The 23,803-nt window shown below is 41.7% G+C and carries 17 protein-coding genes; 10 read left to right on the top strand and 7 right to left on the bottom strand.

The features are described from left to right. The first annotated feature begins 288 nt into the window (after positions 1-288). The gene (locus OU792_RS06475) at positions 289-936 is read left to right on the top strand and encodes a hypothetical protein (protein ID WP_274669782.1); all 648 of its coding nucleotides are present in this window, start codon (positions 289-291) and stop codon (positions 934-936) included. Positions 937-985: 49 nt separating this feature from the next. Here the strand turns inward: OU792_RS06475 and OU792_RS06470 are convergent, their stop codons facing one another. Further along, entirely contained in the window at positions 986-2,221 is a 1,236-nt protein-coding gene (locus tag OU792_RS06470) for an ADP-ribosylglycohydrolase family protein (RefSeq protein WP_274669781.1), read from the bottom strand. Continuing rightward, complete coding sequence (locus OU792_RS06465) at positions 2,218-3,186, bottom strand: phosphotransferase (RefSeq protein WP_134201632.1); 969 nt, start codon at positions 3,184-3,186, stop codon at positions 2,218-2,220. The genes OU792_RS06470 and OU792_RS06465 overlap by 4 nt, the downstream gene beginning before the upstream one ends. Positions 3,187-3,337: 151 nt before the next feature. Between OU792_RS06465 and OU792_RS06460 the strand changes: the two genes are divergently transcribed. Both OU792_RS06460 and OU792_RS06455 read left to right on the top strand, forming a co-directional pair. Then, entirely contained in the window at positions 3,338-4,495 is a 1,158-nt protein-coding gene (locus OU792_RS06460; RefSeq protein ID WP_134201633.1) for an acyl-CoA dehydrogenase family protein, read from the top strand. A gap of 53 nt (positions 4,496-4,548) precedes the next feature. Beyond that, positions 4,549-6,231, top strand: coding sequence for an AMP-binding protein (locus tag OU792_RS06455; RefSeq protein ID WP_134201634.1), 1,683 nt, complete (start codon positions 4,549-4,551; stop codon positions 6,229-6,231). 158 nt (positions 6,232-6,389) lie between these two features. Here OU792_RS06455 and OU792_RS06450 read toward each other — a convergent pair whose 3' ends face one another. Beyond that, on the bottom strand, positions 6,390-7,142 hold the full coding sequence (locus OU792_RS06450) for a DUF4197 domain-containing protein (protein ID WP_134201635.1): 753 nt from the start codon (positions 7,140-7,142) through the stop codon (positions 6,390-6,392). 311 nt (positions 7,143-7,453) lie between these two features. On the opposite strand from OU792_RS06450, the gene OU792_RS06445 reads away from it, so the two are divergent. From OU792_RS06445 to OU792_RS06430, 4 genes are all read left to right on the top strand, one after another. Then, positions 7,454-8,668: an arginine deiminase gene (locus OU792_RS06445; protein ID WP_100626749.1), complete on the top strand. Its 1,215-nt coding sequence runs from the start codon at positions 7,454-7,456 to the stop codon at positions 8,666-8,668. A 116-nt stretch (positions 8,669-8,784) separates the two neighbouring features. Further along, on the top strand, positions 8,785-11,412 hold the full coding sequence (gene alaS, locus OU792_RS06440; RefSeq protein WP_134201636.1) for an alanine--tRNA ligase: 2,628 nt from the start codon (positions 8,785-8,787) through the stop codon (positions 11,410-11,412). Between the two features lie 15 nt (positions 11,413-11,427). Then, a complete protein-coding gene (gene gatB / locus OU792_RS06435; protein WP_274669780.1) occupies positions 11,428-12,885 on the top strand; it encodes an Asp-tRNA(Asn)/Glu-tRNA(Gln) amidotransferase subunit GatB in 1,458 nt (485 codons plus the stop codon). A gap of 1 nt (position 12,886) precedes the next feature. Further along, complete coding sequence (locus OU792_RS06430) at positions 12,887-14,002, top strand: TlpA disulfide reductase family protein (RefSeq protein ID WP_246628762.1); 1,116 nt, start codon at positions 12,887-12,889, stop codon at positions 14,000-14,002. A 99-nt stretch (positions 14,003-14,101) separates the two neighbouring features. Here OU792_RS06430 and OU792_RS06425 read toward each other — a convergent pair whose 3' ends face one another. The 4 genes from OU792_RS06425 to OU792_RS06410 form a co-directional block, all read right to left on the bottom strand. Then, positions 14,102-14,704 (bottom strand): hypothetical protein, encoded by a 603-nt coding sequence (locus OU792_RS06425; RefSeq protein WP_134201638.1) that lies wholly within the window; start codon positions 14,702-14,704, stop codon positions 14,102-14,104. 14 nt (positions 14,705-14,718) lie between these two features. Beyond that, positions 14,719-17,025: a TonB-dependent receptor gene (locus OU792_RS06420; protein WP_274669779.1), complete on the bottom strand. Its 2,307-nt coding sequence runs from the start codon at positions 17,023-17,025 to the stop codon at positions 14,719-14,721. Positions 17,026-17,112: 87 nt separating this feature from the next. Beyond that, positions 17,113-17,988 (bottom strand): carbohydrate kinase family protein, encoded by an 876-nt coding sequence (locus tag OU792_RS06415; protein WP_274669778.1) that lies wholly within the window; start codon positions 17,986-17,988, stop codon positions 17,113-17,115. Further along, a complete protein-coding gene (locus OU792_RS06410) occupies positions 17,978-19,324 on the bottom strand; it encodes a sugar porter family MFS transporter (protein ID WP_134201640.1) in 1,347 nt (448 codons plus the stop codon). Before OU792_RS06410 ends, OU792_RS06415 begins: the two co-directional genes overlap by 11 nt. Positions 19,325-19,668: 344 nt before the next feature. On the opposite strand from OU792_RS06410, the gene OU792_RS06405 reads away from it, so the two are divergent. From OU792_RS06405 to OU792_RS06395, 3 genes are read left to right on the top strand one after another with little or no spacing between them, the layout of a single operon-like run. Next, a complete protein-coding gene (locus tag OU792_RS06405) occupies positions 19,669-23,046 on the top strand; it encodes a methylmalonyl-CoA mutase family protein (protein WP_274669777.1) in 3,378 nt (1,125 codons plus the stop codon). 51 nt (positions 23,047-23,097) lie between these two features. Beyond that, complete coding sequence (locus OU792_RS06400) at positions 23,098-23,517, top strand: OsmC family protein (protein ID WP_024282718.1); 420 nt, start codon at positions 23,098-23,100, stop codon at positions 23,515-23,517. Continuing rightward, positions 23,514-23,753, top strand: coding sequence for a hypothetical protein (locus tag OU792_RS06395; RefSeq protein ID WP_134201642.1), 240 nt, complete (start codon positions 23,514-23,516; stop codon positions 23,751-23,753). The genes OU792_RS06400 and OU792_RS06395 overlap by 4 nt, the downstream gene beginning before the upstream one ends. Positions 23,754-23,803: the final 50 nt, after the last annotated feature.

Genomic DNA, 23,803 nt, shown 5'->3' with positions numbered 1-23,803 from the left:
AACAAAGGCTGTACACTAGCGTACAGCTTTTTTTGCTTTTGGCATGGCCATTTCTGAGCTGGAGAATTTTTTGAAAATTATTTTTTCTTAACAAGCTTACTAAGATGCAACCCTCGAAATCCAGAAAATTGCCTTAAAGTGTTCGCTTTCGAGTCAAACGAACAAGCAAGTGTTCACATTCTTTACAGATTTTGTTAATTTTTTGAGAAGAAAACCAAATTTAATTCCGTGTAAATCTTAAAAATTTTAAAAAATTCTGATTTTCTAAGCTTTCTTAAAAATCAGGAAATGGCAATTGGTACAGCCTTGGCAATAGGGATAGCACAACAACTTAAAACCAACTACATTATGAAAACGCTATTCACATTCGCACTTGCTGGACTACTTGCTACTAGTACTCTTGCAGCAAACTCAAATGAAGACCTTTTAGCAGACACAGACGCTAGGGCAAAATTCAAAAAAGTAAATATCCTTCTAAATGAGGGAGTTGGAAAGGCAAAGGTTGCCATTCTTGATGATGAAGGAAAGGTCCTCCATCAGCGAAAAGTAAATGTAGGTGATGAGAAAGTCATCGTACCTTACGACTTGAACAACATGCCTTGTGGAGAATATCAAGTAAAAATCACGACCGAGGATGAAGAGGTGATTTACAAGGTGGAGACTTTTGACAGGAAGCCAGAAATCGGAGAACTACCGCTTATGGCTTATGGCAAAATTGTCGATGATGAAACTGTAAATATTGCAGTAATCGGACTTACAGAGCCAGGTGTAGAAGTTACTGTTAGATACGCAGACTCAAACAAAATCATTCACACTGAGACTGTGGATCACCCTGATGGATTCCGTAAAGACTACAAATTGAAAGGAGTAAACCCGGAAGATGTTTACTTCCAGTTGACGGACAACTTGGGTAGAACAAAGACCCTATACTTCTAAATTAAACCACCCACAATGAAACCCCTTTTCGCAAAGAATTGGGGTTTTTTTATGGTTCGACCAAATGGTCGCCAAGCTGTTGACCTATAGATAATAAGTCTAATCCCAACTGTTCCTTTGCTACTTGAATCACCTGCTCTCGCTCTTTTTTAGGAAGTTTTTCAAATCCTAAATAAGCTCCCAAAATTCCTCCTGCTAAGGCAGCTGTGGTATCATTATCCCGTCCATAATTCGTCAGAAAAATCAGTGTATTCATAAAGTCAAAGTCTGCATATACCATCGCAGTAATAGTCTGCAAATAAATCTCACCAGCGTGAAAAGGCATATCCTGAATCCGCTCATCCAGCTGCTCAAAGGCATAGGCAAGTGCCGGACTATTCCCTTCCATGAAATTCAAAGAATCCAGTTTTTTGGCTTCTTCATTTATTTTCAGCGCATCCTGAAGGATCCGATAGGCCGTCCTTCCTACAAGTCTACTTTGGAAATACTGCCTTGGGTCGACTCGCAAGGAAGCGAGCAAACTGTCCGGATTGCTACCTTTTTTCATCCCCGCAGCGGTCAATGCTGCACTCAGAGCTGTGAGGTCTTTGGCATATCCCAAATCGTACATTGAAAGCTTGTATGCTTCAGAATAAGCTCTCTCGGGATCACCTGGGAAATAAGCTCCTAAAACCGGTGCATAAAGCAAGCCTGCACAAACCATTTCCCCTCCATAAAATTTTCCCAAAGAATCAGCGTAGCCAGTCAGATTATTTTCGATAAAGGGTCTGCTTACTTTTGCCCATTCCTGTAGCCATTCCACTTTCAGCATAGCATTTTCATAGGCCTCAATATCTTCACTGTTGATTTGTTTGATTCCCTCCAAGTAGCTGAGATATCGATCCTCAATGATTTTTGCAAAATCTGATGGATTTAGTTCTTCGTGATTTTGAGTTAGTAAGTATTCAGACGTCAGGACCTTCCATCTTGTATCATCCGTAGTGCCTCCTGCCGGCAAATTTGGAACCCATATACCCTCAGGGGAAGCCTCTCGAATCATAGAATCCAAGTCTGTGACAAATCCATATTCTAGTTTGATGGATTCTCTTGACCACATTTCGGTAGGTGCGCCCATGGCATCACCAATAGCACTTCCTACAATCATTCCCAAGATTTTATCTTTCAGTTCCTCTTCTGAAAGTCCAGATTTTGAAAGCTTCTCCTCCAATGAAATCGAATCTTCTGACTCCTGATGACTGCAGGAGAAAATGATTAAAGAAGCGGCTAGAATTAGATATTTCCTCATGAATTCATGATCATTTCTTTAGCTCTTTCGAGTAAAACTTCTTTTTGACCGAGATTCAACTTTAAAGGCAATTGAGCAATTCCGATTAATCTACGCATGATTTCCACTCCTCGGTAGCTTTGTAAAAGCTTAGAATCAATGTCCTGAGAATAGTGCTTTGTGATTGCCATTTCCAATTGAATACCCATATCTGCAAAATCAGCATGCGCAAGAAATACTCCAAGATCAAATTCCCGATCTCCCACAAAGGCGAATTCCGGATCGATAATTTTGATACCAGAATTTCCACTCATCCAACTTCCGGGATAAAAATCTCCATGTAAAAGTGAACTTCCCGGAGCTAAATATCGCTTTCCCAATTCATTAATTTTTTGCTTCAGGGAATCATCTTTTTTATATCTCAGGCTGAGTTCTTGAAGACCTTTTTGGATGGTGTCCAAGTCAAACCCGTTTTCAATTTCAAATGGAAAATTAAAGATATGCTCATGGTTAAGCACTCTCATTTCGAGATTGTCTGGGAAATCCTCAGGAGCTAATCGATGTAGATGATTCAGATAGTCGATCAAAGATTTGATTTCAGAATCACTAATTAGCTTTTCCCCAGAATAGAGTCCGCTAAAATCACCGACTTCACCCAAATCTTCGGTAATCAGCAAGTAATGCTCTGGAAACCAATTGATTATTTTTGGGCTATAAGGGTTTAAAAATTCTGATTCTTGAACGGTCTCATAAAATTTTTTTTCAGTCTCAATTCTCTGGATAGGAGCTGGAATCTGTGGAAATTTTCGAACAAACTCTCTGGACTGTTTCGCTATGACCGTACGCTGATTGGTGTGGATTCTGATCACCTGATTCATATTGCTATCAGGCAATTCTGAGGTTTTGAGGACTTTTTCCTCCGGCTGCCAGAAGTTGAGGGCTTGTAAATCTTCTAGAGATGATTTGTTGGTTAGTTCAAATTTCATGCTTTAATAATTGCAATTTGAGTTCAAACATAGGGCAATGAAAATTAATTTCTTCCAAAAAAATGTCAAACGGATGACTAATCCTTTATCAAAAAGGTGGCGTTTCTATCCATTGTAATTTTTATTTTTACACTGAAAAAATATAAACCCAATGTTTGGACTACCACGAAAACTATTTAACGAAGAACACGAATTATTCCGACAAAGCGTTCGGGATTTTATTGCCAAGGAAATTACACCCTACAATGCAGAATGGGAAAAGCAGAAAATGGTTTCCAGAGAATCTTGGAAAAAATTAGGGGAAAATGGATTTCTAGGGATGCAGGCTCCTGAAGAGCTGGGAGGAATGAATATTCAGGATTTTCGATACAATGCAATCCTGATCGAAGAGCTTGGACTTAGCGGTTGCTCAGGGCCTGCGATTGGCTATCCGCTCCACTCTGATATTGTGATGCCTTATATCCTGCACTACGGAACTCCCGAAGCCAAACAGAATTACATCCCTGGCATGGTGTCAGGAGATTTGATTGGAGCAGTGGCGATGACCGAGCCGGGTGCTGGATCCGACTTGCAGGGAATGAGAACTTCCGCGGAGGATCAAGGTGATCATTACTTGGTAAACGGCTCAAAAACCTTTATTACAAATGGCTACCTGAGTGATGTAGTGGTTGTAGCGGTCAAAACAGACCCTACTAAAGGAGCCAAAGGAATTTCATTAGTTTTGATAGATGCTAAAATGGAAGGTTTCTCGAAAGGAAAGCCTTTTGAAAAAGTCGGTCTTCATGCGCAAGATACCTGTGAATTGTTTTTTGAAGATGTAAAAGTGCCAAAAGAAAACCTGCTTGGAAAAGAAGGTGAGGGCTTTAAATATCTGATGACCGAATTGGCTCAGGAAAGACTGGTAGTGGCCCTTGCTGCAGTTGCCCTGGGTGAATATATGCTCGATAGTACACTTAGCTATGTCAAGGAGCGAAAAGCTTTCAATAAGAGCCTTTCAGATTTTCAGAATACCCGATTTAAGCTTGCCGAAATGACCGCAGCGCTGGAGCAGGGAAGGATTTATTGTGACTACTTGGTCCAACTCCACAATGAGGGAGAATTAGACCCTGCAATGGCTTCAGCTGCAAAATATAATATGACTGAACTGCAGTGCAAAGTTGCTGATGAATGCGTTCAGCTGCATGGTGGCTATGGCTATATGTGGGAATATGGAGTGGCCAGAGCCTATGCGGATGCGAGAGTTCAGCGGATTTATGCTGGCACAAATGAAATCATGAAGGAATTAATCGCTCGAAAAATATTGAAATAAGTTTATATTCAAGGCTTAAAATCAATTATCAATTCACCCAAACGATTCCTTTTATGACAGATTTCCCTTGGTTTAAGCAGTACCCAGCCTCGGTAGATAAAGAAATTGATTACAAAGCCTATTCGAGCATCAGTGATTTGTTTGATGAGAGTGTCAAGAAATATGGTGATGCGGTGGCTTATGAATGTATGGGTAAAACCATTTCATTTAATGATTTGGAAAGATTGAGTGCCCAATTTGCTAATTATCTGACACATACACTCAAGCTTCCGAAAGGATCCAGAGTTGCCATTCAAATGCCCAATATTCTACAATATCCAGTAGTAATGTTTGGGGTTTTGCGAGCTGGGATGGTGGTAGTCAATACCAATCCACTTTACACAGCTGCGGAAATGCGTCATCAGTTTAATGATTCAGGTGCAGATGTGGTTGTTATCGTGGCCAATTTCGCCCATAATCTGGAGAAAATTAAAAATGAAATTCCGGCCAAACATGTGATCGTAACCGAACTTGGTGATATGCTAGGTGGATTGAAAGGCACTATTGTCAATTTGGTGGTCAAGCATGTGAAAAAGATGGTTCCGGCATTTTCGATTCCAGGAGCGGTCAATCTCAAATCTGCGCTTTCTCAAGGAGCGAAACATACATTCAGTAAAACAGCTCTTTCCTTAGAAGACACTGCTTTTCTTCAGTACACAGGAGGCACTACAGGAGTATCTAAAGGTGCTGAATTGACACATGGAAACATAGTGGCGAATATGCAGCAGATTTCTGCTTGGATGAAACCTAAGCTGAAAGAACGAGAAGAGATCGTAGTGACCGCTTTGCCATTGTACCATATATTCGCCTTGACGGTCAACTGTCTTGCCATGCTAAAAATTGGTGCGCATAATTTGCTGATCACCAATCCCCGGGATATGAAAGCCTTTATAAAGGATCTTTCAAAACATCAGTTTACTGTATTTACAGGAGTCAATACTTTATTTAATGGCTTGCTTAATCAAGAAGATTTCAAATCATTGGATTTCAGTAAGTTAAAAATAGCTGTAGGAGGGGGAATGGCTGTTCAGAAGGCTACCGCTGAGAAATGGAAATCTGTCACCGGTGTCCCACTTGCAGAAGGGTATGGATTGACAGAAACAGCCCCTGTAGCGACCTGTAATCCCATTGATGGGACAGAGCGAATCGGAACCATCGGCTTGCCATTACCAAACACAGAAGTGATGGTAGCGGACGATGAAGGAAATCCACTTCCTACCGGAGAGCGAGGCGAAATTTGTATCAAAGGACCCCAAGTGATGCGCGGCTACTGGCAAAGACCAGAGGAAACAGCAAATGTTATGCACGGAGATTGGTTTAAGTCTGGAGATATTGGCGTGATGGATGAGGATGGGTTTTTCAAGATTGTGGACCGAAAGAAAGAGATGATCTTGGTTTCCGGATTCAATGTTTATCCAAACGAGGTGGAAGATTGCATCGCAAGTTGCCCAGGAGTTCTGGAAGTAGGGGTAATCGGTATGCCGGATCCTAAATCCACCGAGAAGGTAGTCGCTTATGTAGTTCCCAAGGAGAGTTCACTTACCAAGGACCAAGTCCTGAAGCATTGTCATGAATCCTTGACTAATTATAAGGTTCCTCGTGAAGTTTATTTCACAGATGAGCTTCCAAAATCAAACGTCGGTAAAATTCTAAGACGGAAAATTAAAGAAGCGCACATTGAAAAAATGAATGCATAATCATTCACAGTGAAAAACCGACTTGATCCTAATGGTCATGTGTTCGAATGTATTTAGAAGGAAGTCGGAAGCTGAAAGAACGAAGTTTCCTGAATTCTAAATCATTGATCAGAGTAGATTCAACAGGATCTTATTATAAAATGCGAAAGACCTCAAAATTACTTTTTGGGGTCTTTTGCTTTTTCCTGCTCTGCAAAGCCAAATACAGTTTGGAGTAGGGGACTTGTCCTAGCCCCGATTTTTTCTCGGATTTCCACTTCTTCTTTGGCTATTTCTACAAAAAGGCCTTCAATAGCTTTGTCCGTCACATATTTTGTCAGATCGGTTTGCACCGGTTTTACAAAAGGTAACTTATTGTAATTTTCCATAGCGGATTCCCAGATTTTTGTAGCATCAGTTTTCGATAAACTTTGGTCTATTTTTGGAGAAAACTTAACTGCAAGGGAATCAGAAGTTGTTTTTTGGAAATAGTTGGTGGCTGCATTTTGCTCACCCAAAAGAATTTGTTTAACATCTTTAAGGGTCATGTTCTTGATTGCATCGGTGAAAATAGGCTTTGCTTCTTTGGCAGCATCTTCTGCAGCACGATTAAGGCTTGTGATGACATCATCTGCCACATTTCCGAGTCCGATTTTGCGGAGCGTACTTTCCACTTTCCTAGCCTCAGGGGGAAAAAGAATTTTAATATCAGGATTTTGGAGGAAGCCATTTTCCAGAGAAAGTCGCTCTACAGTCAAATCAGTAGCCTTTTCCAAAGCCTCTTTAATACCTGATTGGATCTGTTCCTCACTGGGCTTTGATCCCAATTTTCCTAAAAGCTCATTGATTTGGGCTTGAGAAACTTGATGAAAAAGAAGCAAAATGAAAGTGAATAGAAGCTTGGACGAAGCTTGAGATTTAGTGAATTGCATAGGGCTTGTTAACGAATCGAAAAGTAAAAAGATTTGTGTTTTCAATAAGTTTAATAAATCACGTTTCAGGTGGATTTTCCTTTAAAGAATTCAGTAGGAAAATTGTCCTTCAAAGAGAATATAATCTCGAAATGCTTTCAAATGACCCTGATTCTTTCCAAAGAATAAAAGGTTCTAAGTATCAGTCTAGGAATTTGAAGTTTTAGCTTCTTAGATGAAAACATCCTTGAAGATTATGTTTTTTTAATTGATGAAGCTCGTTATCTTAGAAATTATTAAAAATATACTGTTTTTATTGAAAAAAGCTCAACATGAATCTTCGAATCAATTCTGAATATGGTACGCTTCGGGCGGTATTGATGCATAGGCCTGGTAAAGAAATCGATCGTCTTACGCCTTACAATAAGGAGTTTTTACTCTTTGAGGATGTGCCGTATTTGGAAGCTTTGCAAAAGGAGCACGACGCCTTTTCCAATTTGATCAAAGAATCTACCGGGGCGCATGTGTATCAGTTGCGTGAGTTGCTGATTCGAGTTTTGTACGATAAGGAAATCCTGTTCAAACTTTTGCAGGAATCCTTGAAGAGATCCACGCATACTCACTTGGCAGAGGATATTTTGGAGCGTTATTCCACGGCAGAATGTGCCGGTATTCTCACAGCGGGTCTGAAGGTACATGAACTCCGAAGAAAGATGCCTAAACTTGATGCGGGTGAACTGATGGAGTATGCATTTTTGATTGCTCCTTGTCCTAATCTTTATTTTCAGCGCGATCCTATGGCATTGACTCCCGGAGGAATTATTTTTTCATCGATGAAAATGGAAGGTAGGCAGCGGGAAGCCGATCTGCTTCGAACAATCTTCGAAAATCATCCTGAATTTAAGGATCACGTAAATCCATTGTATCCAAATAATGGTCAGGCAAATCCACCAAGCATAGAAGGCGGAGATGTCATTATTCTCTCTCATGAGGCGGTGGCAATAGGAAATTCAGAGCGAACGGATGAAAAAGCTATTTATCAAGCAGCTAAAGCCTTGCTAGGAGAGGGGACGGTGCAGCGAGTTTATGAAGTGCATCTTCCCGAAAAAAGAAATTACATGCACTTGGATACGGTTTTTACCATTTTGGACGAAAATCTGGTTTTAACCTATCCAGATGCTATGAATGCCGTGCTGAAAACCTCCTGTTACACCCTCAAAGAAATTCAAGGAGATAAAGTGCATATCAAACGCGAGGTCTTGAAAGAATCATTATTGACTGTTCTGGAGCGGGAAATTCCCCATTTGGAGGTTTTGGCAACTGCTGATGGAAACCCGGATTATTCCTTGCGAGAGCAGTGGTTTGATGGGGCAAATGTCTTTGCTATAGGACCGAGAAGGGTAATTTCCTACAACCGGAACCTTCATACCAATCGTGCGCTTCGAAATATGGGCGTGGAAGTTTTGGAGATTCCATCGTCCGAACTTTCGAGAGGCCTAGGGGGACCAAGATGTATGACCATGCCATTGAGCAGAGCTAGAGTCTAGGCGCTTTTTCTTTTCAATTACACCTGCTCCGATTATCGAAATATTCTATCAATTTGCCGTCATTTCTGCTAATTTTGCACATTCAAAATTAAAAGCATTACTGCATTCACACCTTCATGGAAGCAAAGCAAATCAGAACTACCTTCATTGAGTTTTTTCAATCCAAAGCACATCAATTTGTCCCTTCATCACCCATCGTGGTCAAAAACGATCCGACCCTGATGTTTACCAATGCCGGGATGAATCAATTTAAGGATGCCTTTCTTGGAAATGAGACCCCGAAATTTTCCCGAGTAGCCAATTCCCAAAAATGTCTTCGCGTAAGCGGAAAGCATAATGATTTGGAAGAAGTTGGCGTGGATACTTATCACCACACTATGTTCGAAATGCTCGGAAACTGGTCTTTTGGAGATTATTTCAAAAAAGAAGCGATCGAATGGGCTTGGGAATTACTTACAGAAGTATATCAGCTGCCAAAAGATCGGCTTTACGTATCAGTCTTTGAAGGAGATAGCTCGGACAAGCTGGGGATGGACCAAGAGGCTTTTGACTTTTGGAAGAAAATCGTTCCTGAAGATAGAATCATCATGGGTTCTAAGAAGGATAACTTCTGGGAAATGGGAGATACCGGACCATGCGGCCCTTGCTCGGAAATTCACATTGATTTGCGGACAGATGATGAGATTGCAAATGTTCCGGGAAGATCATTGGTCAATCAAGATCACCCTCAAGTGATTGAGATTTGGAATCTGGTATTTATGCAATTCAACAGACTTGCAGATGGAAGTCTGAAGGAGCTTCCAGCCAAGCACGTCGATACCGGAATGGGCTTTGAGCGTTTGGTTAGAGCCATTCAACAAAAATCTTCTAATTACGATACGGATATTTTTACGCCTTTTATTTCCTTTTTGGAGGGAAAATCCGGTAAAAAATATGGTCAGGACGAGCAGACAGATATTGCTTTTCGGGTAATTGCCGATCATATCCGAGCAATTTCTTTCACTATTGCAGATGGTCAGCTGCCATCAAATAATAAAGCCGGTTATGTGATTCGACGCATTCTTCGTCGGGCAGTTCGCTACGGATATACCTTCCTAGACTTTCAATCACCTTTCCTTTATGAATTGTGCCCTTTGATGGCATCACAGTTTGGAGAGATTTTCCCGGAAATCAGAGAGCAACAGGATTTTATTGCCAAGGTGATTCAAGAAGAAGAGACTTCCTTCCTTCGCACGCTTGACAACGGACTGAAAATGCTGGGTAGCATCAAGTCAGAGATGAAAGAAAAGGGCGAAAAGGTTTTGTCAGGCAAAGTGGCTTTCGAATTGTATGATACCTACGGGTTTCCTTTGGATTTGACTTCATTGATTGCTCGGGAAAGCGGCTTTTCACTTGATGAAAAGGGTTTTCAGGCTGAAATGGAAAAGCAAAAAACTCGTTCCAGAGCGGCCTCAGAATCCGAAACAGGAGACTGGGTACAGGTGGAGGAAGAGAGCTCTGTAGAGTTTTTGGGCTACGATCAGTTGGAATCTGAATCAAAAATTATCAAATACCGAACCGTTAAGGAGAAGAAAGGTGAAAAATACCAATTGGTTTTGGATCGTACTCCTTTCTATGCCGAAAGCGGTGGACAGGTCGGAGATTCCGGCTGGTTGCTTTCTGATTCTGAGAAAATCCGCGTAGTAGATACCAAAAAAGAAAACGACCTCATTGTTCATTTTGTAGAAAAGCTGCCACAGGATCCCTCTGCTTTATTCACGGCAAGTGTAGATCGCCAAAAGCGCAGCTTGACCATGAATAACCACACAGCTACGCACTTAATGCATTCCGCACTTCGAGAAGTCCTAGGCGATCATGTGCAGCAGCGTGGTTCTTTGGTCAATGAAAGACTGCTTCGATTTGACTTTTCTCATTTCTCCAAGATGACTGAGGAGGAAATCGAGCAAGTTGAAAAATTGGTCAATAAAAAGATCCGGGAAAATATTCCACTTCTTGAAAGAAGAAATGTTCCCATAGCTGAAGCCAAAAACATGGGCGCTACTGCACTTTTTGGAGAAAAATATGGTGACTTTGTGCGTGTAATCACTTTCGATCCTGATTTTTCAGTAGAGCTTTGTGGAGGTACGCATGTTCCTTTTACCGGTCAAATTGGCTTTTTCAAGATTGCTTCTGAAGGGTCTGTTGCTTCAGGTGTCCGACGCATCGAGGCAATCACCTCTGTGGAGGCTGAGAATTACTTCCGTCAGCAGGAAGACTTGCTCAAGGAAGTTCAGGATATTCTTAAGAATCCAAAGGATGTGAAAAAAGCTATTGAGGCCTTGCTTTCGGAGCGAAACGAACTGAAAAAGGAATTGGACGTATTGCATCTAGAAAAGGCAGCTCAAGTGAAAGGACAGCTGATCTCTCAATTCGAAGAAAAAGATGATCACAAAGTTCTGGTTGCTCAGGTGAGCCTTCCAAATGCAGATGCCCTAAAAAAGCTGGCTTATGAGCTCAAAAATGAAGTGGAGAAGTCCTTGATTGTACTAGCTGCTGATATAGATGGCAAGCCGCAAATCGCTGTAATCATTGACGAGACTTTGATTGCTGAGAAAGGATACAATGCAGGACAAATCGTCCGTGACCTTGCCAAAGAAATTCAAGGTGGCGGTGGTGGTCAGCCATTCTTTGCGACAGCAGGTGGTAAGAATCTGGGAGGTCTGCCACAAGTGGTCAGTAAGGCACGAGAGCTTTTTCTCGGATAAATAGCTATCTAAAAGATGAAGGAAGAAATAAAAAGTAAATATCAACTCGTAGTCGGACTGGAAGTACATGCACAGCTTTTGACGAAAAGTAAGATGTTTGCTGCTGATTCTACTGCCTACGGAAATCTTCCCAATACGCAGATTTCAGTCATTACTTTAGGGCATCCTGGCACTTTGCCAAAGGTCAACAAGAAAGCCATTGAGTACGCTGTGAAAATGGGTTTGGCTTGTGATTGTGAGATTACCCGAACCAACATTTTCTCTCGGAAAAATTATTTTTATCCAGACCTGCCAAAAGGCTACCAAATCACCCAAGACAGAGGGCCTATCTGTGTGGGAGGTGAAGTACCCGTCATCCTTTCGGATGGTACTGAAAGAACTGTCCCACTGAATCGAATCCACCTAGAAGAAGATGCAGGAAAGTCAATGCATTTGGCTGAGGAGGAGGATACCTTGGTAGATTTTAATCGTGCAGGGACTCCTTTGATCGAAATAGTGACTGAGCCGGCTATTCATACAGCTGAGGAAGCTTATGTTTTTCTCAATGAAATCAAAAAACTGGTCAGATACCTCGATATCTGTGATGGAAATATGGAAGAAGGTTCACTTCGCTGTGATGCCAATATTTCTGTGATGTTGAAGGGTTCGAATACCCTTGGCAAAAAGGTTGAGGTAAAGAATATGAATTCTTTCCGTAATGTGGTTCGAGCTATTGAGCATGAGCATGAGCGAATTATCGGGATTTTGGAGAGAGGAGAGGAAGTCATTTCTGAGACGCGGACATTTGATGCCAGTACGGGCACGACTGCCAGTATGCGTACAAAGGAGGAGTTGAACGACTATCGGTATTTTCCGGAGCCTGACTTGAGCCCGGTAGTGATTTCTGAAGAATGGCTCCGCTCCATTCAAAGCGACATGCCTGCTTTGCCGCGGGAGCTAAGGAAAAAGTTTGTGGATCAATACGGTCTTCCTGATTATGACGCAGGAGTTCTTACTGATTTGAAGGAGATGGCGCTTTGGTTTGAAAAGCTTTGCCAAAAAACATCCAATTATAAGGCGGCATCCAACTGGCTAATGGGACCCATCAAGTCGACCTTGAATGAGTCGGCTTGGCATATTTCGGAATTTCCGATTTCCACTCAGACCTTGGCTGATTTAATTGGTTTAGTGGATGATGGGAAAGTGAGCTTTTCGGCGGCTTCCCAAAAAATTTATCCAGAAATGCTAAAAACTCCCAGAGAAGGAGCTCTTCAGATTGCACAGCGGCTGAATCTGATTCAGGAAAGTGATGAATCTTCCTTAATTCCTGTTATTCAGGAGGTTTTGAATGAAAATCAGGCAAAAGTGAAAGAATATAAATCAGGTCGAAAAGGTCTGATTGGCATGTTTATGGGTAAGGTAATGCAAAAATCGAATGGTAAGGCTGACCCAAAAGTTGCCACCAAGTTGTTAAAGGAATTATTAGAAAATTGATATGAATAAAAAGATGATGACAGGACTCTGGATTCTAAGTGTGTTTGCGCTTTTCTCCTGTGGAGAATCAGAGTCGCAAAACGACGGAAAAGTAGAAATCAGCGGTAAAATCATTAATGCTCCAAGTGGGCAGGTGGTTTTATCCCAATTTACGGATAGCCGTCCCAAGGTATTGGACACGCTTGAATTGAATGCTGATGGAGAGTTTTCCTATGAACTGGAGGTAGAATCTCCGACTTTCTACGACTTAAATCTCTACGGGCAGCGATCTGTGCGCTTGGCTTTGCTAGATGAAGATGTAGAAGTCAATTATGATTTCAATCAGCCAGAGGCAATTGAGATTTTGGGATCGAAGGATTCTCAAGAAATGCTCAAATTGGAAACATTGATGAATCAATATCAAAGTGATGTCAATGCGCTTAATGAGGCTTATTACGAAGCCATGAGCAATAAGAATACCGAGCAAATCAAGGATATTCAAATGAAGGCTCTTGAGCTTGAGGCTAATCAAGCGGAGCGGGTTAAGGAAACCATTACCAGTATGGGAGATAGTTTTGCGGCACTTGCAGCCATTGGTCTTCTCAATCCTAAAAATGATTTTCCCTTCCTAGACGAACTCATCCAGCGATTGGATCAAAAATATCCGAATACGGTAACGATTATCCAGTTGAAGCAGCAACTTGAAGAACTTCGCGCTTTGGCGATTGGTGCTGAAGCTCCTGATATCGCACTTCCGAATCCAGATGGAGAAATCAAAAAACTTTCTGATTTAAGAGGTAAATACGTTTTGATTGACTTTTGGGCTGCATGGTGCAAGCCTTGCCGTGAAGAAAATCCTAATGTGGTCAGGCTATACAATAAATATAATGATAAGGGCTTTGAGGTTTTTGGCGTATCTCTTGATCGTGAACGCGATGCCTGGGTAAAAGCCATTGCCGATGACGAACTCGCTTGGACTCAAGTTTCTGACCTCAAATACTTCAATTCTGCTGCTGCTGAACTGTACCAGATTCAGGCAATTCCAGCTACTTACATGGTAGATCCGGAAGGGAAAATTATCGCCAAAGACTTGAGAGGTCCTAGTTTGGAGAGAAAGCTAGAAGAGTTATTTGATTGAATTTTGATTTCAAAATAAGAGATCAACTTGTAGTGATTTTTATAAACAAAAGAGGCTGTTTCATCGAAACAGCCTCTTTTTATGGACTTTTTGTCTTAATTAGTTAAGAATCAATGGGTAGATGATGTCCAAATCGGACTCGCCACCAGCCTGTACAAAGTTCTCAAAGTTAGGGCTATCAGCACCAGGGAAGTTCTTATCCAAATCGTGACGCAATACAACTCGCATCTGAGCATTGTTGAAAGAAGGAGTAGCATCCACAGTAACAATACCACGGACACCGATCAATTCTCCTGACTCATCATCATACACATAGCTTAGAGGAGCAGCTCCGCCTACGAAGGCTGAACCAATGAAGTAGAATTGGTGCTCATCAGCTTCTTCAAGAATTTCCTCAGTGATGTCTTCATTTTCGATACTGTTAAAGACCTCAATTTCCATACGGTAAGTCTTTCCTGCTTCCAGTTCAACAGTTTCAATAACAGGCGCACCTCCAACTTCGATTCCTTCCGGGTCAGCTGCTGTAAATGTAAAAGTCAAGCCAACTGGATTGCCAGCACCATCTAACTCCGTAAACGCTAGCGTCACATCAGTAATTACTTCTCCTTCATTCTCAATCACAGGATCTTCACTGTCGCAGGAAGCAAAAGCAAATAGCCCCACAAATAGTAGATAGAGAGGTAGTTTTTGTAGATTTTTCATGGTTTGTTTTTTGTTTAGAATTGATAGTTGATTTTGATTAATAAATTCCTTCCCATATCCGCTGTGAAGTAGCGGAATCGGTTCATGTATTCTTTGAATTCTGTGTTGAAAATATTTTGAACTTGAAGACCTAGGTTTAATCGATTTCCTTGAAAAGGCAATTCATACCGGTAACCCACATTGAAAAGCGCATAGCCAGGAGGAGCTGGAGCCAAATCAAAGACTGGTTCTCGTTTTTGCCTAGCAACCAACATATTGGATAGATTAAAGTGATGTGTTTTGGCGCCTCTATCCAGTTGATAGCTTAGTCCCCAATCCATTCTGTCAGAAGGAATGAATGGGAAAAATTCATCGGTTTCTGTATTTCTAGCCCGGATTATGGAGCCTTTGGCATAGGCCTGAAGACTTTCTGTCAATTCATAGCTTCCAGAAAAATCTACGCCCCAGAAAAAGGCATTGGCTTGAAGGTATTCGTAGACATTAAAGGTCCCGCGAAGACTTACAAACGTCTCTCCAGTTGGATTGAGGTAGATATAATCTCGGATCTGATTGGCATAGACAGTCAATTCTCCAGTGGATTTTTTACCTTCAAACTCAAGCGAGTTTACCCATTTCAAACTTTTCTCCGAATCCAAATCAGCATCTCCAATTTCTACGGCCGCAGCCCCATGGTGAAGTCCCTGTGAAAAGAGCTCATTCACATTTGGTGGCCTCCAAGCTGATCCAAGATTTGATCGAAAAGCCAAATTGGGGCTGATTTGATAATAGGTTCCAAAAAAGGCTGTGAAGTTATTGTACTGTAAATCAGCTTCTTCCAACTCACTGCCAATAAATCTTGCCGTGCTGATCGTTCGATAGTCATATCGCAGCCCACCTTCCAGTTCCAAAGGACCTTTGGAATACTTCTCTATCAAATATATACCAGCATTGAGCATGTCATAATTAGGAATCAATGGTGTGACTCCTGTACCAGGAACATTGGAATTGGCCTGTTGGATAATATTGATTCCCCAAGTACCGCTCAAGGCATTTTCATGGGTATGGTCCACAAATAGGTCGAGCGTATTGGTGAAAAGCTCTAAGTCCAAACTTGCCCTTTCATTCAAATCACCTCTTCTCCTGTCATACTCCTGACGTTGGTTCAGCTGAAAACCATACTGAAGATTCGCTTTCCATTTGCTGTTTAGATGATAGTGTGTTTTGAGTTTAGCTAGGTGATGCTGGACTACCTGCTTTGGGTTGTTGATTTCATAGGTGAAATCAGGATTGGTAAAAGGTCTGCCGTTGGCGATGATTTCTTCTAGGTCTGATAGGTTACCAGTATGTGCATCTCTTAAAATTCCCAATTCAGTATTGAAATAAGAATAATAAAGCTCTGCACCTAGTTTGGAATTGGAATAGCCTGTGGCACCGGAAAAATTTATTTCACTCATACCGGTATTCCCCTGAAAATATTCCGGAGACCGTACATTTCCAGCTCTTTTGACTGAACCTTGAACTCGATATCCGAGACCTTTGACTTTTTCAGATCCGCCAGTATGGCTAAGGGATAAATTCCCCATTCGGCCATTGGTCCCACCAACAAGGTATAAGTCCGTTTTATTCTTTTTTTCTGTAGGAAGATCACCCGGGTTGACCATGATTACTCCACCCATTGCTTCAGGACCAAACCGCACTGTTTCAGCACCTTTGATCACTGTAATTTCTTCCGCCAAAAATGGATCAATTTCAGGAGCATGCTCTGCTCCCCACTGCTGCCCTTCCAGTCTGATTCCATTATTTAGAATCATAATTCGATTGGAGTGTAATCCATGAATCACAGGTTTTGCAATGGTGTTTCCAGTCGAAAAAGTGGTAACTCCGGCAATTCTCTTAAGACTTTCTCCTAGATTTTCCCCTCGGGCTTCCAGTAATTCAGATCCGTAAAGGGCATTTACTGCAGTGGTTGTCTGAATTGCATCGCGGTGACCATGAACTTCCACTCCACCCAATTCAGTGGGAAGCTCTTCCATTCGAAAGGTTTTATTGAAAGAAGAGTTGGAAAGTGTGACCTCCTCAATAATATCCTTATGTCCTAAAAACTGGATTTTGATAGTGTAATCGCCTGGGCAAAGATTTCTAAAAATGAAATTTCCAGAGTCGTCAGTGACGGCGCCTGCCTTGACCTCCTCAATCCAAATATAGGCACCGGGTATGGTTTGGTTATTTTCTAAATGAATAACCTTCCCCCTTATTACCAGCTTGCAGTCTTGAGACAGTGCTTCAAACCCGCTGATAATCAATAATAAAACTAAAATTAATCTCGCGCCTTGCAATTTCACTCTGCAAAAATAGTTTACATTTCATCTAATAACCAGAAAAAATGAAACAAAGTTGCAAAAATGGATAAGCGGTAAATTCCTTAGATCTTAGCGACTGATTTTTTCCAAATCCGACAATTTGTAATTGGGAGAGCCACCTTGTTGAGAAGCTACAAATGCACCGAGCTTGCAGGCAAATTCCAAAGTTTCCGGCATGGGTTTCTTCTCCAAATAGCTTTTCACAAATCCGCTTAGAAAAGCATCTCCTGCCCCGATGGTATCCTTTACTTTCACTCGAAAGCCAGCATCTTGAAACATCTCTCCCTGATGAAAAACCATGGCTCCTTTTGACCCTAAGGTGATGCAGATGGTTTTGACAGGAAAGTGATGGCTCATAAACTGGCAAATGCTTTCAGGATTGGGCTTGATATCAAAATAATCCTCAAAAGCAACCAGTTCATCTTCGTTGATCTTGAGTACTTCCGTCATTCCCAAAAGCTTTTCTATTACCTCAAAATCGTAGTAAGGGGGTCTCAGGTTTGCATCGAAGATCCTCAGTTTGGCATGTGGTAGCAATTCGAGGAGAGTTTGAAGGCTTTTGGAATGTCTCACTCCCAAGGTTCCGAATATGAGTGCATCGGATGATTTGACGGAGTCTTTCAGCGTGTCTGAATTCTTCACAAAATCCCAAGCTGCAGGGGAGAGGATGTCATATTTGACGTTTTCTATATCCTTATTGTCCACTATGACTCTTGAAGTAGGATATTCATTTATTTGGATCAAGTCGTCCGCTGCACCAAAGCTTCGGAAATGGTTCAGAAGCTTTTCGCCCAAGATGTCATCACCTACAGCCGAAATCAAGTGACTATCAAATCCCAAATGATGCAAGTGCAGGGCTACATTCATAGATGCGCCTCCGGGCACATCCCCCTCTGGAAGACAATCCCAGAGCATTTCCCCAAAAACAAGGACTTTATGCGACATAGTCTTTATGTAAATCTTTTTGAATCTCTTCCAAGGAACGACCCTTGGTTTCTGGCATTTTAAATCTCACCCAAAGTAGCTGCAAAAACATCATGAAAGCAAAAAAGCTAAAAATATAGCCCGGACCGTAGGCATTGGCGAAGAAGGGAAATACATTGGCAATCAAAGCCGCTAAAATCCAATGCGTGAAAGAACCCAAAGATTGTCCATAGGCTCGAAGTTCATTCGGAAACATTTCAGAAATAAAGACCCAAATCACCGATCCTTGACCAATTGCATGCGATAGAATAAATCCGAAAACAAAGATGGGCAACCAAATGGTGGGAATTCCGGGACCGAGGAAATTGTATGCCATAAGGCTCAACGAAATCAGATAACCAAAGGAACCGATGTACATTAAAATTTTTCTACCTAATCGATCGATTAAGTAGAGCCCTAAAAAGGTGCCGAGTAGATTGACTACTCCAATTCCAATGGTCGAAATCAAAGCTGATTCGGTGGATATTCCAGCCATTTCAAATATTCTCGGGGCAAAGTAAATGATGGCATTGATCCCTGAGACTTGATTGAAGAAGGCTATTAAAACGGCTAAAAAGGTACTGGCGAGATATTTTTTATTGAAGAGTGTAGCAAAACCAGAAGTTGATTTTTCTTGTCTTTCCTCTTCGATAGCCTGACGGATGGCAGCTTCTACTCCTTCGGGGTCGGTACGTTGTAAAATAGCCCTTGCCTCTTCCTGGGCATTTCGCTTGGCGATCAACCAGCGTGGGCTTTCCGGGATTCGGAAAATCATAACACTGTAAATCAATGCTGGAATAGCTTCTACTCCCAACATCCAGCGCCAATCCTCGGGGAGTTCGGCTGTTCCGATCAAAAAGTTAGATAAATAAGCCACTACTATACCGAATACAATATTAAACTGATAGAGTGCGACCAATAATCCTCGGTTTTTGGCAGGAGCTATCTCAGAAATATACATGGGGGCCACAACCGATGAGGCTCCGACACCCAATCCACCCAAGAACCGGAAAAGTGTGAAGCTTTCCACGTTCCAAGCCATAGCCGAACCAAAGGCAGAAATAAAGTAGAATAGGCCGATCCAAAGCAGGGATTTTTTGCGGCCAAAGCGATCTGCAGGAATTCCTCCGAAAAGCGCTCCGATTACCGTTCCATAAAGGGCGGAAGCGATAGCTAGGCCGTGAACCCAATCGCTGAGTTGCCAAATCTCCTGAATGGCCCGTTCACCTCCTGAAATGACAGCCGTATCAAAACCAAATAAGAATCCACCCAAAGCCGCAGTGATGGAAATGAAAAAGACGTATCGGTTGGAATTCATGGTGATTTTTGCAAATGGAATCCACGAAACTAATGAGAAGCCTCTTATTTCAAAATACATCGAAAAAATATGTTGTAATTCGATCTTATCAAAAGGAAATTTGGATAGCTCTAAAAGAAGGAAATATTATTTGATTTAAAATTTTATTAAGAAAAATTAAATCAATTAGTATTTATTCACTGTATTTCTGAAAACATCTTTAGAATTCAGAATTTTATTTTGTAAGTCAAATAATCATGCTGTAGAAGCTCCATCAAATTCCTTATATTCGCAGACGTAAAAAAGGCTTTCTAATCCAACCTTTTTCCAGGTTTAGGGAGTTTTGATACTATAAACCCAAATTCATGTCAGCAACTACCGAAATCTACAAACCAAAGAATCATATCCGAATTGTAACGGCTGCCTCACTTTTTGATGGGCATGATGCTGCGATCAATATTATGCGTCGCATCATTCAGTCTACAGGTTGCGAGGTAATCCATTTAGGGCATAATCGTTCCGTTCAAGAGATCGTAGAATGTGCCATACAAGAGGATGTTCAAGCTATAGCCATTACCTCTTATCAAGGTGGGCACACGGAGTTTTTTAAATACATGTATGATCTCCTTCAGGAAAAAGGAGCTGGGCATATCAAGCTTTTTGGAGGGGGAGGAGGAACCATCCTTCCTGAGGAAATCAAGGAACTGCATGAGTATGGGATTTGTAGAATCTATTCTCCTGATGATGGTCGTGCCATGGGGCTTCAGGGGATGATCAATGACCTGGTCAAGAAATGCGATTTTCCGATTGGAGATGAGATTTCGGAAGGATTTGATTTGAAAGCCTCTGAAAAATCTCATGTGGCAAGAGCTATATCAGCTTTTGAAAATTTCCCGGAAAATGCATCTAAACTACTTGAGCGGATTCGGAAGGCTAGCGAATTGAGTAAGACTCCTGTTTTGGGAATTACCGGTACCGGTGGAGCTGGGAAATCCTCATTGGTGGATGAGTTGGTTCGAAGGTTTTTAATTGATTTTGAGGATAAAACACTGGCTATCATTTCTGTAGACCCATCCAAACGGAAAACTGGTGGAGCGCTACTAGGTGACCGGATTAGAATGAATTCCATCAATCACCCACGAGTTTTCATGAGGTCTTTGGCTACCCGACAGTCCAATTTGGCACTTTCAAAGTATGTCCAAGATGCTGTCGATACAGTGAAAGCAGCTGGATTTGATCTAGTGATTTTGGAGACCTCCGGAATCGGCCAGTCGGATACAGAAATCATTGAACACTCTGATCTTTCTTTGTATGTAATGACACCAGAATATGGTGCTGCATCTCAGCTGGAGAAGATCGATATGTTGGATTTCGCTGATGTGATTGCCTTGAATAAGTTTGACAAACGAGGCGCACTCGATGCGATTCGCGATGTCAAAAAACAATACAAGCGAAATCATAACCTTTGGGAAACTCCCGAAGAAGAAATCCCTGTATTTGGCACTATTGCCTCTCAATTCAATGATCCCGGAATGAATCAGCTATATCGGGCGATCGTGGGACGGATCAATGAGAAATTTGGAGGCTTAGAAAGTAGTTTTGAATTGACAGCAGGTCAAAGCGAGAAAATTTATATCATTCCACCTGCCAGAACGCGCTATCTAAGTGAAATCACGGAAAACAACCGTAATTATGATTCTTGGGTGGAAGAGCAGAAGGAGGTAGCCCAAAAGCTTTATTCCATTCAGAAATCAATGGAAGCCATTCGGGAAACCAAGGTGGATGACAGGGATAGGCTCTTGAAAGAATTGCAGGAGGTTTATGAGCAAGTTGAGTTAGAACTTGACCCAAAAAATAAAAAATGGCTTGAAGAGTGGCCGGCTGAGGCAGAGCGCTACCGAGATGACTACTATGTCTTCAAAGTGCGAGATAAAGAGATAAAAATTAAGACGTATCATACCTCTTTGTCAGAGTCCCGGATTCCAAAAGTTTCCCTTCCAAAATATGAAGCTTGGGGTGAGTTGCTCAAGTGGGGACTTCGGGAGAATGTTCCAGGGAAGTTTCCGTACACCGCTGGAGTTTTCCCTTTCAAGCGAGAGGGAGAGGATCCTACCCGAATGTTTGCCGGTGAGGGTGGTCCCGAGCGTACCAACAAGCGTTTTCATTATGTCTCCAAGGACATGCCGGCTAAGCGTCTTTCTACGGCTTTCGATTCGGTAACTTTATATGGCGAGGATCCAGATTATCGACCTGATATCTACGGAAAGATCGGTAACTCAGGAGTTAATGTTTGTTGCCTGGATGATGCCAAGAAATTGTATTCGGGCTTCAATCTAGTAGATCCCATGACTTCCGTATCCATGACCATCAATGGACCTGCTGCTACGATGACAGCGTTTTTCATGAATGCGGCTATTGATCAGCAGTGCGAAGTCTATATTAAAGCAAACGGTCTGGAAGAAGAGGTAGAAGCCAAAATCAATCTGATTTACGAAGAAAAAGGTTTGCTTCGGCCGAAATATAATGCTTCAGTTCCGGCAGGAAATGATGGCTTAGGCTTGATGCTTTTGGGAGTAACGGGCGACCAAGTTCTTCCTGCTGAAGTGTATGCTAAAATCAAAGCTGATACTATTTCTAAGGTCCGAGGAACAGTTCAAGCTGACATCTTAAAAGAGGATCAGGCTCAAAATACCTGTATTTTCTCCACTGAGTTTTCACTTCGATTGATGGGGGATGTGCAGCAATATTTCATCGATCATAAGATCCGAAACTTCTATTCAGTCAGTATTTCTGGCTATCACATAGCAGAAGCCGGAGCCAATCCAATCACACAATTGGCGCTTACGCTTTCAAATGGTTTTACCTATGTGGAATATTATGTTTCCAGAGGTATGAATGTCAATGATTTCGCTCCAAACCTTTCATTTTTCTTTTCCAACGGAATTGATCCAGAGTACGCGGTAATCGGCCGGGTAGCTCGGAGAATTTGGGCAAAGGCGATGAAGTTGAAATATGGGGCTAATGAGCGTTCTCAAATGCTTAAATACCATATTCAGACATCAGGTCGTTCGCTTCACGCTCAGGAGATTGATTTCAATGATATTCGGACCACGCTGCAAGCACTGTATGCCATTTATGATAACTGCAACTCGCTTCATACGAATGCTTATGATGAAGCGATTACTACGCCTACAGAGGCTTCCGTACGCCGTGCCATGGCCATCCAATTGATTATCAATAAGGAATTGGGACTGGCAAAAAATGAAAACCCACTTCAGGGTTCCTTTATCATCGAGGAATTGACCGACTTGGTAGAAGAGGCTGTTTATTTGGAATTTGACCGAATCACTGAGCGCGGAGGTGTCTTGGGAGCGATGGAAACCATGTATCAGCGTGGAAAAATTCAGGAAGAAAGTATGCATTATGAAATGCTAAAGCATACAGGCGAATATCCTATCATTGGGGTGAATACCTTCCTTTCTTCTGAGGGTTCGCCTACCATTGTACCCGGAGAAGTAATCCGGGCTACTAAAGAGGAAAAGGAAAGTCAAATTGCTACATTAAATAATCTTCATCAGCGAAATGAAGTGGAAGCGGAAAAGCATTTGAATGCTCTAAAAAAAGCTGCAGTTGCAAATGAAAATGTGTTCGAAAGACTGATGGAGGCAGTGAAATATTGCTCTTTGGGTCAAATCACCCAATCACTCTATCAAGTAGGGGGGCAGTATCGGAGAAATATGTAATCTTTGCACACTTAGTACTTTATCCAAAAATTAAATTTCCAAATCAAGCATATGGCACATCATAGACAAGTCACAGTCCGGATGAAAGCGGATTATGAATATGAAGCAACGAATCAACAGGGCAATACCGTGCAAATCGACATGTATGATGCTCCTGCAAAGAAGGCTCAATCCCCCATGGATATGCTGCTTTCTGCTTTGGGCGGATGTGCTTCAGTGGATGCTGTCTTGATGATGAAGAAGAAGCGTAGAAATATTGCAGATTTCTATGTCGAAGTGAATGGTGAGCGAAATGATGGTGTCCCGGCGTTTTACACCGATATTAATCTACATTTTGTCATAGTATCTCCTGATGCCAAGGTTGAGGAGTTTGCCAAAGTGGTGGCCTTGTCTGTAGACAAATATTGCTCTGTGGCTTCTTCATTGAAAAGTCGAATTACTTACAGTTCAGAAGTAAAAAGACCAGCATGAGAATCGTAAAGGAGTTTTCTAAGGAAGAAATTCGCGTTAGTATTTTTTCATGGAATAATAAGTATCTGATCAAATTTGAGTTGGGTCCCATGGAGCAAACTTTTAAAGTAAGTGAAATGGATGTCCTTGATGAGGAGGACTTGAACTCTTTTTGTGAAGGGGAATTTTTTGAAGCAGTCAAACTACGTTTCGAAGAAATGGGGAAAAATTTACGGAAGCAGCTCGAAAATCTTTAAATTTCCCCAATGAGTGGGAAAATATTTAGGTCTCTAATAGTGCTAGTGCT

Origin of the sequence: Algoriphagus sp. NF (genome assembly GCF_028823735.1) — a bacterium.
Lineage (GTDB): Bacteria > Bacteroidota > Bacteroidia > Cytophagales > Cyclobacteriaceae > Algoriphagus > Algoriphagus marincola.
This window is presented reverse-complemented; position numbering and strand designations above follow the sequence as displayed.